This window comes from Opitutaceae bacterium, assembly GCA_041395105.1.
Classification (GTDB): Bacteria; Verrucomicrobiota; Verrucomicrobiia; order Opitutales; family Opitutaceae; genus B12-G4.
On record JAWLBB010000002.1, the window covers coordinates 311,577 to 326,166 of the forward strand.

Below are 14,590 nucleotides of genomic sequence, written 5' to 3' on the forward strand. Positions count from 1 at the left end.
CCGGGCGAGAATCAAGCCCGGCTACGACATCAGGCTGGCATCCTTCGGTCCGTCGTGTTGATGGTCTGCCCTCCGGCGCCCGCCGACCGTCTTCCCTTCGATCTCCCGTTTCATTCGGACGACTTTCTGGTGAAGATCCGCGGCCAGCTTCTTCCGATCCTCTTCCCGCATCACCGGCTCCCCGAAACACACTTCCGCCCGCGAGTAGTCAACCCGCCCCATCAGCGTCAGCAGGTGCGGCACCAGGGTCATCTCTCCGTGGTAACAGAGAGTGTCACTTGCTTCAGCGCCGAACGCTTCATAGTGGATGGCACAGGGCGTGATCGCCCAGCCCGTTCGAATGGCCGGCTCGAGCAATGCGGTTCGGAAGGGAAGGACCGTTGATCCATCGGTGGTCGTTCCCTCGAGAAACACCGTCACCGGCAATCCCGCCTCAACCACTTCCTGAAATGCAACCCCTTTGGATGAAACCTCCGACCGCCTGCGCCGATCAATGAAGACGGTTCCCGCCCAGCGGGCAAAGGCCCCGAAGAGCGGCCAACCCGCCACCTCGTTCTTGGCGAGAAACACCTGGGGCCGGATGGAAGATAGGACCAGCACATCAAGGTAACTCAGGTGATTTGAGGTGATCAACCCCGGCACCGGTTCCGTGCCCCTGACCACCACCTCGATGTCCAGGAGGGCCAGGGTCCGCCGACTCCAGCGTTGCAGCCAGTTTGCGCGGTCCCAAAGTGAACGCCGGTTGCCCGGGACAAGAAAATGAGACAGGGTGGTTCCAAGGAAGATCAGAAGCATACCTGCCAACCGCTTGAGGAACTTGAGTGGAGCGAACCGACTCATCGGAAATATCGGGCGGGGATCTGCCGCACATCCATCAAGGTGAGAAAATCAATCGTTCCAAATTGCGGATCGAGGGCCGGGGGGCCGCAAACCTTCGCTCCCAGCAGAAGATAGGTATGCATCAGGCGCGGGATTTTCGGTGCCGGCCCATCGGATACGCCTCCCTCACAGGCCCAACCCGGTTGGGGTACCGTTCGGAACTCCTCAGCAGCCAGCATGTCGTCGGGAAGACTTTCATAGAGTGCCCTGCCCTCGGCCGGATCCCGGGATGACAACGAACTGCATCCAATCAGGTAGCGACAGTCATTGAGGACCGCATAGCGGGCTATTCCCCGCCAAAGCAGCCCCAGCACGGCCAGGTTGCGGTGGTCACGATCCACACAGGCCCGCCCCAACTCCAATATCTCACTCCGGTGCGTCTCAAAAGGTGTAAAATCGAATTCCTGTTCGCTGTAAAATCCGTGGTTGGCCCGGGCGGTCAAACCCGTCTGCAAACGGTAGGTTCCGATCACCCTGTCCGTGTCGGTCGACTCCACGATCAGATGGTCGCAGACCGGATCAAAGCGATCCCGGTCCAGACCAATGCTCGCCGATTCCGCCAATCCCTCCCTCAATTCCAGGTTGAACACCTCAAAGCGAAGCCTCTGCGTCCGTTCAAGGGCAGCCTCATCCCCGGCCAGATAGGCACGGTAGCGACCTTGGGGTTCCGGAGGCACGAAGCCCGGCCGGGTATGCAGCATGAATGCCATGGCAGACGGGTTTACTCTAGTGCGACTCTGCACGGGATTCCCCCGGATTGTCGACTGGGGAATCCATCGACCCCGCCGGAAAACGCCGCCTCCGATCCGCCGTCCGGCCCTTCTCTTTCCAGGCCGCCAGGACCAATCGTCCCAATCCCAGAACCGATGTTGCCGGGTGGCCGCGCGCTCGATTCTCCGCCGCAATCTCAAAAGCCAGCCGCCATTGGGTGAATAGCGTCCGGTAAGCCATCCAAAGGGAATTCGCCGGATCATAGATATGGGTCGCTTCAGAAGTGACCCCGTTCAGCTCAAGCACCTTCAGGCGCATTCCCCGGCAGAAATCATCTTCCGAAGGTGCGCGGAAGTCGAAGCGACCGAAATAGAACTCCGGACTGCAATGCGCAATCCGGTCGACCGCCGCCTCCAACTCAGCTGTCTGGATACGTTTCCCGTCAAGAAAGAGAGAACCACGACAATGGGCGCCGACTTCGACCAACGGGAAGGCCTCCCCCGGGCCAGGGACCTCGTCCAGCCGGGCAGCGTGTTTGCGAAGGTGAAAGCGGGCCATGCAGACGGCGCGCTCGTCATCGAGTATCAACTCCTCGACCGTCCGAACCCCGTCGCCGGTCAGCCAGAGTCGCCGCTTCTCCGTAATGGAAATGATCGACCCCCGCGGTTCACTCGGCCGACGGACATAAAAGACCCCGAATTCCGGCCCTTCGATGTAGGCTTGGGCGATGAGCGCCTGCGGGGCGGACTCAAGGGCCGAGCGAGCCTCTTCCGGCGATTTCGCGATGACCACGCCCTCACCCCGTTGCCCGACATCGGGTTTCAATACGATCGGAAAACCCAGGCGGTTCGCGTTCATGAAGTCCACCAGTTCCTTCATCCGGCACTCGACGTTTTCCGATGCAGGCAACAGGCGCCAACGGGCCACTGATTCCCCCGCTTCACGCAAACCCGCAAGGATCTCGGATTTGGATTCACCAAGGAAGCCACTCTGTGGCATTCCCGGATTGACCGCGGTGAAAAGTGTCGGATGCCGGAAACGGATCCCCAGCCAGAGGATGTAGGCCACCACCGGTGGATAGAAAACCCAAGGAGGCCAGAATTCCCACCGGATTGCGCGTTGGTAACGGGACCAGAGCAGTCGTCTCCCCCGGCGGGTCAGAAGCGGCAGTCCCACCTTGAAGAGTCCGAAGAGACCCAGCGCGATCATCAGGAGCGCGACCAGCGCATATCTCTCGTAGCCCGTCCAGAACTCCATCATGGCCGATCCGAACAAGGTGGACAACCCGACCAGAATCGGAGTCCACAATCCCGCCGCGATCAGGAAATAGACTGAAAACCGGAAAATGGATACGCCAAGCAGTCCCGCCGCCAGGTAGGTCGCGAGCCGGGTGCCCGGCGTGAACCGGCTGATCAGCGCCACGACGGGACCTTTCCGCTCGATCCAGTGCTCACCGTGCTGAATTGCTTCGGGTCTGACAAAGACCCGGACCCAGGACGATTCCCAGGCCATCCGGCGCAGTCCCCTTCCCGCCAGGAGCAGGAGGATGTCGCCGACCACGATACCGACGAGACAAGCCAGCGTCGCCGCCCAGAATGGCAGAACCTTTTGCGCCACCAGCAGGCCTGCCGCGATGCAGGTCAGGTCTTCACTGATAAGGGTGCCGATGGCCAGTGCCGCGCCCGTTGCCCAGAGTTCATGGCCCTCCATCGGACTGGTTCGGCCGCCGGAGAGCCGCCCACCGGATTCCCCCGAATCGGCCGCCGACCTCGCCACGGCCAGACCCGACTGAACATCGTCCACAAACCGGACAACACCGTCGCGGAGTTTTCCTCCCGGGCTCAGGCCGACATAAAGAAGGACCGACACACCTGCGAGCAGGGTGAATAGCAGCCAGCGGCGTCGAAGGCCGGGGATCCGTTTTGCGCGCACGGGTTTCAATCCGGATGAGACTCAGCTCCTCAGGGCGAGCGACGCGTTCACCATGGCCATCGGCTGTTCAATCCAGGGCTGAGGCTCATAACGCATCGACACCCTCGTCTGTCCCAGATCAATCCGGACCACGCTGTGGGTGCAGGCATCTGGACGGCACATCAGAACGGACTCGGCCGGCCGGTCGCTCGAATGCTCATGGTGATACCTTTCCAGTCGATTGATTCCGCCGCCGGAGGACCTGACGGAAGACTCGAACAACCCAATCCGGTAACGCTCAACCGCAGCGGTCTGCCAGGATGAAGACGTCACCGGAGGAAACAAGCCCTCGGTTTCCGTCGACCGAAGACGGACTCCGTCCCAGTTCAGAAGCAGGGACCCGACCCGATCGATGCCGAACAGTCGAAAAGGCGGATAAGGCCTCATGTCCATCCGGCTCATTTCCTTCGCCACGTCGCCGCAGCCCCCGCTGTCGGACAGGTTGTGGACCAGATGACCACGCGACGGCCGATCCCCGGGGGCGACCCGGCACCCGGTCGGGTAATGATTGAGCAGCCCCAGAGTCAGACCGAACTCATTGACCGAAATCCAGGTACCGCCCTGTTCCCCGTCGGTCGGCGCCAGGAAACGCACCCCTCCTCGAATCCTCTCCTCCGGCCCGGTCGCCGGCCGCCTCGTTCTCATTTCGTCTCGGTTGAAGAAGACAACGTATCCACTTTCTGAATACTCCCAGCTTACCGTGCACATGGACGCAGGCGCTCGCGATGCCGTAGCGTGGAGGGAGCCACCCCGTAATCCCCATCCACCTCCACCCCGACCAGACGGCAGATGATTGCGGTCAGGGCCTGATGGTGAACCGTGTGGCCGAGGAGAAAATCCAGTTCCCTCAGCCTGGATGACGGCATCCAGCGTGCGTCGTTGCCGAGTCCCGATCCCTCCTGCCGGACGAAGACCGATCCGTCCTCCTCTTCGACCGCGAGCCGGGCCAGGCGGTCACAGATCTCCCGTGAAAGGGCGATTGCGGCCGCACGATCGGTCTCGATCCGATGGTCACGTCTTCGGGACTCATAATCAATCCGCCCGGCAGCCAGTCCCTCGAGGAACGCCAGGTAATGGTCGAGATCGTGCCGAAAGTGCCCTCCCAGCGTTCCCCTGAAGGCCAGTTCGACGGGTTCGCAGTAGACAGCATCGTCAATCCGGCCAAGAAGGTCCACTCCCCGGCCAAGGATAGAGATGATTTCGTCCACTTTGATCTTCATGCAAGTAATACCGGAATACCTAACACCCGGTTACTATTCCCGGCAACCGCAAAGACCGCCCCGGAGACCGCACCTGGACAGGGTCACCAACACTCCGACACTTGCGTCCGATCCATTCTCCCGCGATACCGACTCCCAGTGAACGAACCCGCCGCCCTGCATCTCAAGCTTCTGCTCCCACCTCATCTCGCCCGGGTGGCCCCGCGCGATGCCATTCCGGTTAAGGTGGAGCTGGTTCGAGGTCCCGGCCTCGTCATTCGTCCGGAATCGGCCGATGAATCCGTCTTCGCGGGCCTCGGAGATGCCGAACGCAGCGCGCTCTTCGCCATCGCCGGATGGTGCGGCGGGACCCCGGCCACCTTCATCCAGCTGACCCGCCACCAACTCTTCCAACTCCTGGGGCTTCTCCGTGATCAGCAGACCTTCTTCTGGGTCAACAAACCCCTCGAGCCCATCCTCTGGCAGGACGGGGCGCTGGCGGCGGTAAGCGATCACCTCCCCCCTCCCGACCGATCGGGTCCGGGCAATGGCCCTCCTGCCTCGCGGAGCGCGGACGACACTGCGCCCGTGCCTCGCCCGGCCCGACCGGCTCTCCCCTCTTCAGGAGATCCGCCCTCAATCGATGGATCCGAGCATTACCTCTCGGTTCGTCTGCCCGATCGCGGATTCTTCGGTTACGGAGAACTGCGCGAACTCCTCGAACGCTCCGGCTTCCGCCTCGAAACATCCAACAGGCGCTGGTGGCTGCGCGACCGCCACAAGACCCTCAACTTTCTCGGGCAATACTGGACCGTTCTCGAAACCCACTACAGCGCCGATTTCACCGAGAATTTCAGAAAAAACACCTCGCATCTCCGGAGAGCCGAATTGAGCTGTCGGGCGAGTGAAGACGCAGAGGGCTTCCGCCTGCACCTCGAGGTGGATGCCGGCGCCGGTTCGAGCAAATCCGTTCAGGCAGCCCTCACCGCCGGACGGCACTACCTCGAAAACGAGGGTTCTGTCTTTCTGGTGGATCCCGAGCGCATCAAGCAGATCCGGGATGTCCAGCAGGCGCTCAGCGGCGACCGCTCACGTCCCTTCATGCCATCGAGCACCCACCGGGTCAGCCCGGCCCGGCTCGCCCAAGTCGAGGAACTCCTCGAAACCATCAATCCCAACTTCTCCCCACCCGAGGCCTGGAAGGCACGAAGCGCCCCGCTTCGTCTGCTCTCCAAGTTGAGCCCGGCACCCGTCCCCCGGCACGCAGCGAATCTGCTGCGACCCTACCAGGCAATCGGCACCGCCTGGCTGCACCATCTGCACCGGAGCGGGCTGGGCGGCATCCTCGCTGACGACATGGGACTAGGAAAGACGGTCGAAGCCCTCGCCTTCCTCGCTTCGATCCTCACCCCGCAGAAGCAGAGCGATCTGTCCGCCGGAGCCCTGATCGTCTGTCCCGCTTCCCTCTTGGAGAACTGGCGCCGGGAAGCCTCCCGCTTCTTTCCCGAGCTCACGGTTTTCGTCCACCACGGATCCCAGCGCCTCGTCACTCCCCGGGACGCCCTCCGACCCGATCTCATCGTCACCTCCTATGGCACCCTGGTCAGGGACCGCGATCTCTTTTCCGCAGTTTCCTGGACCACGATTGTCGCCGACGAGGCCCAGCACGCCAAGAATCGCCGCAGCCTCAATGCCCAGGCCCTCTTTGGCCTCCGGTCGGCCAGCCGGTTCGTTCTGACCGGAACCCCGGTCGAGAACTCCCTGGACGACCTCCGCACCCTTCTCGAATTCGTCCTGCCCGGCGCCGCTCCATCACCTCCCCCCCAGAGTCGGGGAGAGGACAAACGCTGGTACGACGCCCAACTCGCCGGATTCGCCGGACCGTATATCCTCCGCCGAGCCAAGAACGATGTGGCCCCGGAACTCCCGGAGAAGATCGAGCAAACCGTCTACTGCGACCTCGAGCCCGCCCAACGCGACCTCTACCAGCGGTTCAGTCACGAGGGTCAACGGGAACTCGAGGCCCTCGAATCGTCCGGTGCCTCCGAGGGTGCCGTCCGCACCCACGTCTTCAAGCTGCTCCTGCGCCTGCGCCAGATCTGCTGCGACCCCCGACTGATCGAGCGCGGCCGCCCCGCCGCCGAGTCCGCCAAGCTGGCCGCCTTCCGCGAACTCCTCGACGAGGCCATGGATGCCGGACACCGGATTCTCCTCTTCTCGCAGTTCGTTTCCATCCTCGATCTCCTCCGGGAGGAACTCGACGCGGACGCCATCCCCTACGCCTACCTCGACGGCAAGACCCGCAACCGCCAGGCCGAAGTCGATCGCTTCAATGAGGACTCCAGTCTCCCCCTCTTTCTCATCTCCCTCCGGGCGGGCGGAACCGGGCTCAATCTGACCGGCGCCGACACCGTCGTGCACTTCGACCCATGGTGGAATCCAGCCGTCGAAGCCCAGGCGACGGATCGCGCCCACCGGATCGGTCAGACCAGGGTGGTCACCAGCTACCGATTGATCGCCGCCGGCACGGTCGAGGAGCGGGTCCTTGAGTTGCAGGAGGGCAAACGCCGCATGCTCGAGCAGGTCTTTGATGCCAGCGACGCCAGCACGGCTAGGCTCGACTTAAGCGACCTCCGCTCACTCCTCGAGACGGAGTGAGCGCCACAAGGCTCCCCGGTCCTCATTCACCGGAGACTGGACTGCTCGATCGTCCGTCGAATCCAGGTGCACTGTCTCTCCTGCAGACTCGGCCATGGCAACAGATCCGGCTCGCAGGTCTTTTCGCCGAATTTCCCATTGACGACCCGCAGGCAGCCCCTATCTGTTGTCCCCTTTACCTGAGGCCAGATAGCTCAGCTGGTAGAGCAGAGGACTGAAAATCCTTGTGTCCCCGGTTCGATTCCGGGTCTGGCCACCAGGTAGTCTCTTAAGATCGGGTCTACACCAAAAGATGGGGACAGTGGGTCTATTGGGGTCTGCGCCAGGAAACAGAACTCATTGAGAATCTGGACCGAGATTCCACTCAACATCAGTCAACTGAACCTTTTCAATTGCCCCTGGTCGTCGGGTCCAGTAGAACCAGACCATGTCAGTCCGGAAGTGCCTCTTCCCGTGGCATTTAGTCATCGTCACGATGAATGGCGAGGTCCGTCCGTGCTGCAACGGCAGCAAGACCGTCGGGAATCTGGGGGAGCAACCCTTCGAAGAAATCTGGAACGGTCCGGCCATGCAAGAGGTCCGGGAGGCCATCCTGAAAAACGAAGTCCACCCGGTATGCGAGTCGACAGAATGCCCATTCCAGCGAGAACATCCTGCGATTCGCGTCAGGAAGGAGCAATTGCACCTCACGGAGTCCTTCGCCCGAGACTTTGACGAAGAATGGTATCTGAGCAAGTATCCAGACGTCCGTCTGGCGCTGGATGAGCGTCGCTTTTCGTCAGGACTCGAGCACTACCTCCTCGACGGGATCGACGAGCGCAAGCAATACCGGTTGCGCAATCAACTCTCGCTCCTTAATCCCCGGAAACTGTTTCGAAGAATTGTGTCCGGTAGATCATCGGAGAGAGACGATGAGGCCTTCGGAACGGAGACTCCCCGGAGGAACGCGATCCTCACTTTACTCGAGTATTCGCGTGGTGCGACAGTCGTTAGGAACAACCCGGTCGATGTCGTGCTCGCACTGACCACAAGATGCAACTACCGATGTGTGATGTGTCCGCAGGGCATGGATATGATCACCAATCCACACGACATGCCACTGAAGTGGATTGAAGCTCTGGATCGTCAGATTGATGGCGCCACGAAAATGGTGGCGGATGGATTGGGCGAACCCACACTCTCCCCGGGTTTTTGGGCCTTGGCCGAGAGAATCAAAGGCCGTGATGACCTTTACTGTCGAACCAATTCCAATGGTAGCCAGATAACTCCGGAGACCGCATCAAAGATCGTCGAGTCCGGTCTGGCCGAGATTAGTGTCTCGGTCGATGCGGCTACACCTGAAACCTACCGCAAGATTCGTGGCGACGACCTCAGCAGGGCAATCAACGGGGTGGAAAACCTCGTTCGGGCCCGGCGGGCGAGCCCGAATAGCCACCTTCGGATCTACGCGAATATGACACTGATGATGGCCAACATCGACGAGTTGGTGGATTTCGTGAAGCTGTGCGGGAAAATGGGGGTAGATGCGGCTGATATCTCACAGCTCTTCAGCTTCGGCGACAAACCAGAATGGAAACTGGAACGGGATGGATTCGAATTTATCTATTCCGATCAGATGATTCAAAACGATCCGATCAAGGCAAAGACCTGCATTCAGGCGGCCGATAAGGCCGCCAGGCAGATCGGCATCAGAGTCCGATTCACAAACAAGACCGATCAGTATCTGTAGATCCACCGGATAAACCCTCCCCACTACACGAACGGAACGATCCAGGTCCGTGATGCCGACGTCCCCTCGTCGATAGCCTTTCTGCTGAATGCATTCCCATCGCACTCCACCCACCCGAACTCCCTTATGGGGAACCTGACCCTCCACCTGCGGCGAAGTCCCGTCGCCCTCGTTCAACGCAGTACTTGCCATTCAAAATCCGGTCTGGGACTGTAGCCGCCACGATGCGTCTTTCCCGAGGTCCGGACGCGGGCCTCCCTACCCTACCCATTGGAAGAGCGATGATTCATCCGAGTCCCTGATTCTGCTGCTGCCATGTCGAGTCCCACGGCACTCCGGTTGGCCCTCCGCACGATCGCGCTTCCTCTCGGCGTCATCATCGTCGTCACATTTCTCACCTTCCTTGGGGTATTCGCCCCCTTGGACCGGTTCTGGTTCGACCGTCTGCAGCGCCAGTTTGAATCCCGCGTACCCGTCCCGGAGGATACGGCATTCGTCCTGATCGACGAGCAATCGCTCCAGGCACTTGGCCGAGACCCCTTCAACTTGCGCTGGCCATGGCCGCGAGCTGCCTTCGCCGCCCTCCTCATCGCTCTGGATCGGTCGGGTGCCCGTGAAATCGTCGTCGATCTCCTGTTTCTGGAAAACTCGGACGCCGCACAGGATGCGGTTCTCGGTGCCGTGGCCGCCGGCCTGACCAACGTAACCCTCGCGGCGAAATCCGACCTCGATCGCAACGTTCTCCAATTGCCGGTGGTCTGGCCCGAGGAACTCCGCAAAGTCCACCCCGGACTCTTTGAATCCCGGCAGCGCTGGGGTCTGGTCAATTCCCGGCCCGATTCGGACGGCATCATCCGCAGCTACCCCCTCGACAGATCCCTGGCGGAATCCATTCCTTTCGATCGGGATTCGTCGATCCCGATACCGGGTCTCCCGCTCCTGCGCTGGCGCGGAAATCTGGAAAGACTGAAGGAAAGGGGGGTTCCCGCCGTCCCGGCGGCACCCTTCGTTGCGGAGGGATGGTGGATGCTGGATCGGGCAACCACCGAGGTGCCCGATCTGGATCCCGGGCGCCTGATCCATGCGCTGGAAAACGAGGAACGGCCGCAGGGAGAGGTCTTCGACCAGGTACGCGGTCGGATCGTCTTCGTCGGAGCCAACGCCGCCGGAGCCTTTGACGCCGTCGCCACACCGGTGGGCGCACCCGAACCGGGAGTCATCGTCCATTGGACGGCCGCCGCAAATCTCAGATTCCACGACTTCATCAACCCGATCGGAACCGGGCTCACCCCCCTCGTCCTCGTCGTCATGGCCATCGGATTGAGCGGAAGACACCGAATGGGATTGCGCCGACCGGGATTGATCGCCGGTGGCGCCGCCCTCGCCTCGCTGACAGCAAGTGCGGCTCTCTTCGATCTCGGCTTCTGGTTGCCGCCCGCGACTCCGGTGGTGGGAGCCGTGCTGGCCTTTACCGCGGTTGCCGTGGAGAGTTTTCGCTCGGAGCAGGCCCGCAAGCGGGAAATTCAAGGCTGGTTCGGCGCCTATGTTTCCCCTCAGGTCGTCAAGCGATTGATCGAGAACCCCGAAGCTTTGAAACTCGGCGGCGAACGACGGGAAGTCTCCGTCTTGTTTTCCGACATCGTCGGTTTCACCCCGCTCTCCGAAAGACTTTCCGCCGAAGCACTCGTCGGCCTGACCAATACCTGCCTGGAAGAACTCAGCGCGCCGATTCTCGACCAGGGCGGTTACCTCGACAAATACATCGGCGATGCCATCATGGGCGTGTTCGGCACCCCCGAACTACTCGAAAATCACGCCTTGGCCGCCTGCCGGGCGGCACTGGAATGCCGCCGGCGCCTGTCCAGACTCAACGACCGACTGGATGAGGATTTCGGCGTCCGCATCGGTGTGCGTTTCGGCATCAACACCGGCGAGGTGGTCGTGGGCAATGTCGGATCCGAACGGAAGAAAAACTACACGGCGCTGGGAGATGCGGTCAACCTCGCCTCTCGCCTTGAAGGGGCAAACAAGGAGTTCCACACGGACATCCTGATCGGACCCGAGACCGCGACCAGGGTCGCTTCCGAAGTCGCACTTCGTCCGGTTGCCCGATTGCGGGTCAAGGGCAAGGAGCAGGCGGTCGAAGTTTTTGAGCCACTCGGAGAACACCCGCAGATCAATGCCGCCCTCCAGGAATTCGTTACCACTTACCGAAATGGCTACAACGCCTTCTGTGAGCGGCGGTTTTCCGAGGCGGTTCAGGCTTTGACCGCGGCTGCGGTCTTGCAACCGGACGATTTTATGACCACACGCTATCTGACGGAGGCAAGGCGGTTCGCCGCAGATCCTCCGGCTTCGGATTGGGAACCCGTTCTGCAACTCCAAACAAAATGAAGTCAGGTGACAGCACCCCAAGGTTCGCCATCGCCGGCGTCATCGGCCTCGCCTTGATCACTCTGTTCGCAGCCTTCAAGGTGGGCGACACGGCCTGGTCGAAACGAATCGACACTCCGGTTCTGGCCGAGCCAAAACCCCTCGCCTCCCCGGTGGGAAAAGTCGGCTTTGCAGTTCCGCTCAAGGTCCGGGAAGTCCGGGGCGCCTGGCTTGGCATCCAGGCAGACGAAGTATCCGGTTGGGTCTTCGAGGGCAACGTGGCCGGTGAGAAACCAACGCTCGCTCCAGCAACGGGACTGACCCGGGTGACGGCGGATTCGACCGACACGGCAGCGGCAGCGAGACCGCTGACAGAGGCGGCCGACGGCTATGCTTCCCGGCACAGCGAAGCGAAGGACAAGGCGGATGTCGAATGGGTCGATACCACCTCAGCAGGACTGCCGGAAGACGAAGTCATCGCCTACCTGCAGGAGAACGCAAAGGGAGAGTACCGGAGATGAACCCGAATGGTTGGTTGTCCCACCGGCCGCGGGTGCCTTTGGCGTCTCGCCTCAGACCCACCTCCCTGGTTCTGTTGATTCTCTCGGGTTTTTCCGTGTTCGTCGCGGTCCCCATCGATCTTGATGCCGGCTTTCCCGGCCTGGGCAAACTCGGCGACCTGGGAAAGGTGGTTGAGGACGTCACCAGGACGGCGGGCGATGCGGAGAAGGTTGCCAAGGGAGCAACCGGTCTGTCCCTCGAGGAGGAGATCGCCATAGGCGACGCCGTGTCCCTCGAAATCGTCGGTCGTTTCGGCGGTGTCTGGCGCGACGAAACCGCCACCAGGCACCTCAATCTTGTTGGTCGTTCGCTATCGCGCTATGCGTTTCGGCAGGATCTGACCTGGCGCTTCGGTATTCTCGATTCGGAATCAATCAACGCCTTCTCCGCACCGGGGGGACGGGTATTCATCACCCGCGGGCTGTTCGAGATCATCCGGTCGGACGACGAACTCGCCGGCGTGCTCGCCCACGAGATCGCCCACATCGACCGTCGTCACGCACTCAAGATCATTGCGCGCGGGGAGTTTCTTTCCGGAATCACGGCGCTTGTGGCGGACAACAACAGAAATTACCTGCAGTATGATGAAGCCGTCTCCGCGATCACGGAGAACCTCCTGGACAAGGGCTACGATTCACAAAGCGAATACGATGCGGACAAGGAGGGACGCGCCCTGGCTCAAGTCACCGGTTACGCTCCGGGTGGGCTGCGTGCGGTCATCGAGACCCTGAGAGAACTCGAGAAGAACAAGACTCGACCGGTGTTCTCGACCCACCCCCCGGCCGCGGATCGTCTGCGCAAGCTGCCCAAGGACCCGGCGCCGCCGGTTCCCCCCGCCGCATCGTCCGCATCCTGACCGCCCCATGAACGGAGATGTCATCCTGCTGAAAGCCGCTTTGGTCGCCGCAGGTCTTGCCCTGCCGGTCTATCTCGTCCTGATCGGAGCCGCCCAATTGCTGCGCAAGACCCCCGGCCTGCGCTTCGGCTGGACCTATCATGCCTTTGCGGGCGTCGCGGGGATGCTCACCGGAGTCCAACTGGCTGCACGGTTCGTGGCGGTGGATCCGGACTGGAACACGGCGTTTCTTCCGCACCTCACGGCCGCCCTCATCCTGCTTGCGACTATGCCGGCCATCCGGGTGATCAATCATTTTCTCTGGCGAACGACCCAACCCGATGGACAATCGGCGGACGCACCGCGTCTGTTGGCCGACACCACCGGGATCCTTGTCTTCGTGGCGGCCACCCTGGCGGTTCTGCAATTCGTCTACGGTCTGAAGGTCCCGGGGCTGGTGGCGGGTTCCGGGGTCATCGCGATCATCCTCGGTTTGGCCATGCAGGACCTGCTGGGCAATATCTTCGGCGGTCTTTCCATCTACCTGGAGAAACCGTTCACCTCCGGAGACTGGCTGCTGGTCGACGGACAGCACGCGCGTGTCGTCGAAGTGACCTGGCGATCCACACGATTGATCACCAACAACGAAGTGCTGATCGACGTGCCGAACAGCCATATCACCAAGAATACGATCACCAATTTCGCCCGGCCGACGACACGGCATGCCATCAGCGTTCAGATCGGATTGCACTACAACGTGCCGCCACAAAGGGCGCAGGACGTGTTGCGTGAGGCGGCGACAAGCGTGAAAGGGGTCTGCGCGGACCCTGCGCCCTGCGTCTTTGTCAAGAACTTCGCCGATTCGTCCATCGACTACGAGGTCAAGGTCTGGATCGATGACCACGGCCCCTTCAATCGGATCATGAGCGACGTTCGCGCACACTGCTGGTATGCAGTCCAGCGCGCCGGCATGGAAATCCCCTTCCCCATCGTCACACTCCACCGCCCCAAACCTCCCGGGACGGAAGACAAGGCTCGTGCCGCCGCCTCGGCTGCCCTCAGGGGGCATTCCATTTTCGGCTTCCTCGCGCCCGAGGATATCGCTGAGATCGTTCGCAACAGCCCGCTGGTCCTGTTCGCCTCCGGCGAACACCTGATCGAACAGGGCGAAGTCGGCGAATCCATGCTCCTGATTGTTCAGGGGCGGGTCAGAGTGAACCTGACGCGCAACGGTCAAACCGTGGTACTGACAGAGTTGGGAGCCGGCGACTGCGTCGGCGAGATGGCTCTTCTCACCGGGGAGCCCCGGAATGCCACCGTAGTTGCCATCACTGAAGTTGAGGCGGTGGAGATCCGGAAAGAGGCGTTTGCCTCCTATGTCCGCAAGAATCCGGAGACCCTGACCCGACTCACCGAGCTCCTGACTCAACGACAGCTGACCAATGAGAAACAATCCGCAGGCGGAGACACCCCGGAGCATCGGGCCCAGGTCCGCGCAACCATGATGAACCGTCTGCGGGGTTTCTTCCAGCTGGGAGATTCGACCGGGAACTCCCCCCTACGTCATCACCGCTAGTGTGGTGTCACGGATAAGAGTGAACGGCTACCCGGGGCATGGGCGGTCGCGCAGGAGCTCGACCCGCCTTCTGAAATCTAGTGGAGGGCGATTCACTG

The 14,590-nt window shown here is 61.5% G+C and carries 11 protein-coding genes and 1 tRNA gene; 7 read left to right on the forward strand and 5 right to left on the reverse strand.

The window, feature by feature from the left end; all coding sequences use genetic code 11:
- Nucleotides 1-21 precede the first annotated feature (21 nt).
- The 5 genes from R3F07_08135 to R3F07_08155 are packed head-to-tail and all read right to left on the reverse strand — an operon-like array spanning nucleotide 22 to nucleotide 4,781.
- Nucleotides 22-840 carry a lysophospholipid acyltransferase family protein gene (locus R3F07_08135; protein MEZ5276333.1) on the reverse strand — a complete coding sequence of 273 codons (819 nt, stop codon included), beginning with the start codon at nucleotides 838-840 and terminating at the stop codon, nucleotides 22-24.
- Nucleotides 837-1,589, reverse strand: coding sequence for a GNAT family N-acyltransferase (locus tag R3F07_08140; protein MEZ5276334.1), 753 nt, complete (start codon nucleotides 1,587-1,589; stop codon nucleotides 837-839). The genes R3F07_08135 and R3F07_08140 overlap by 4 nt, the downstream gene beginning before the upstream one ends.
- A 16-nt stretch (nucleotides 1,590-1,605) precedes the next feature.
- Nucleotides 1,606-3,522 carry a VTT domain-containing protein gene (locus R3F07_08145; GenBank protein ID MEZ5276335.1) on the reverse strand — a complete coding sequence of 639 codons (1,917 nt, stop codon included), beginning with the start codon at nucleotides 3,520-3,522 and terminating at the stop codon, nucleotides 1,606-1,608.
- Nucleotides 3,523-3,543: 21 nt separating this feature from the next.
- The gene (locus tag R3F07_08150; protein ID MEZ5276336.1) at nucleotides 3,544-4,269 is read right to left on the reverse strand and encodes an NRDE family protein; all 726 of its coding nucleotides are present in this window, start codon (nucleotides 4,267-4,269) and stop codon (nucleotides 3,544-3,546) included.
- A complete protein-coding gene (locus R3F07_08155) occupies nucleotides 4,257-4,781 on the reverse strand; it encodes a hypothetical protein (GenBank protein MEZ5276337.1) in 525 nt (174 codons plus the stop codon). Before R3F07_08155 ends, R3F07_08150 begins: the two co-directional genes overlap by 13 nt.
- A 138-nt stretch (nucleotides 4,782-4,919) precedes the next feature.
- On the opposite strand from R3F07_08155, the gene R3F07_08160 reads away from it, so the two are divergent.
- From R3F07_08160 to R3F07_08190, 7 genes are all read left to right on the forward strand, one after another.
- Nucleotides 4,920-7,418, forward strand: a complete 2,499-nt coding sequence (locus R3F07_08160) for an SNF2-related protein (GenBank protein MEZ5276338.1) — start codon at nucleotides 4,920-4,922, stop codon at nucleotides 7,416-7,418.
- A gap of 183 nt (nucleotides 7,419-7,601) precedes the next feature.
- Nucleotides 7,602-7,677, forward strand: a tRNA-Phe gene (locus tag R3F07_08165).
- A gap of 309 nt (nucleotides 7,678-7,986) precedes the next feature.
- Complete coding sequence (locus tag R3F07_08170; protein ID MEZ5276339.1) at nucleotides 7,987-9,147, forward strand: radical SAM protein; 1,161 nt, start codon at nucleotides 7,987-7,989, stop codon at nucleotides 9,145-9,147.
- 315 nt (nucleotides 9,148-9,462) lie between these two features.
- On the forward strand, nucleotides 9,463-11,541 hold the full coding sequence (locus tag R3F07_08175; GenBank protein ID MEZ5276340.1) for an adenylate/guanylate cyclase domain-containing protein: 2,079 nt from the start codon (nucleotides 9,463-9,465) through the stop codon (nucleotides 11,539-11,541).
- Nucleotides 11,538-12,041: a hypothetical protein gene (locus R3F07_08180; GenBank protein MEZ5276341.1), complete on the forward strand. Its 504-nt coding sequence runs from the start codon at nucleotides 11,538-11,540 to the stop codon at nucleotides 12,039-12,041. Before R3F07_08175 ends, R3F07_08180 begins: the two co-directional genes overlap by 4 nt.
- Before the next feature lie 95 nt (nucleotides 12,042-12,136).
- Complete coding sequence (locus R3F07_08185) at nucleotides 12,137-12,937, forward strand: M48 family metalloprotease (protein MEZ5276342.1); 801 nt, start codon at nucleotides 12,137-12,139, stop codon at nucleotides 12,935-12,937.
- A 7-nt stretch (nucleotides 12,938-12,944) separates the two neighbouring features.
- Nucleotides 12,945-14,492, forward strand: coding sequence for a mechanosensitive ion channel family protein (locus tag R3F07_08190; GenBank protein ID MEZ5276343.1), 1,548 nt, complete (start codon nucleotides 12,945-12,947; stop codon nucleotides 14,490-14,492).
- Nucleotides 14,493-14,590 lie beyond the last annotated feature (98 nt).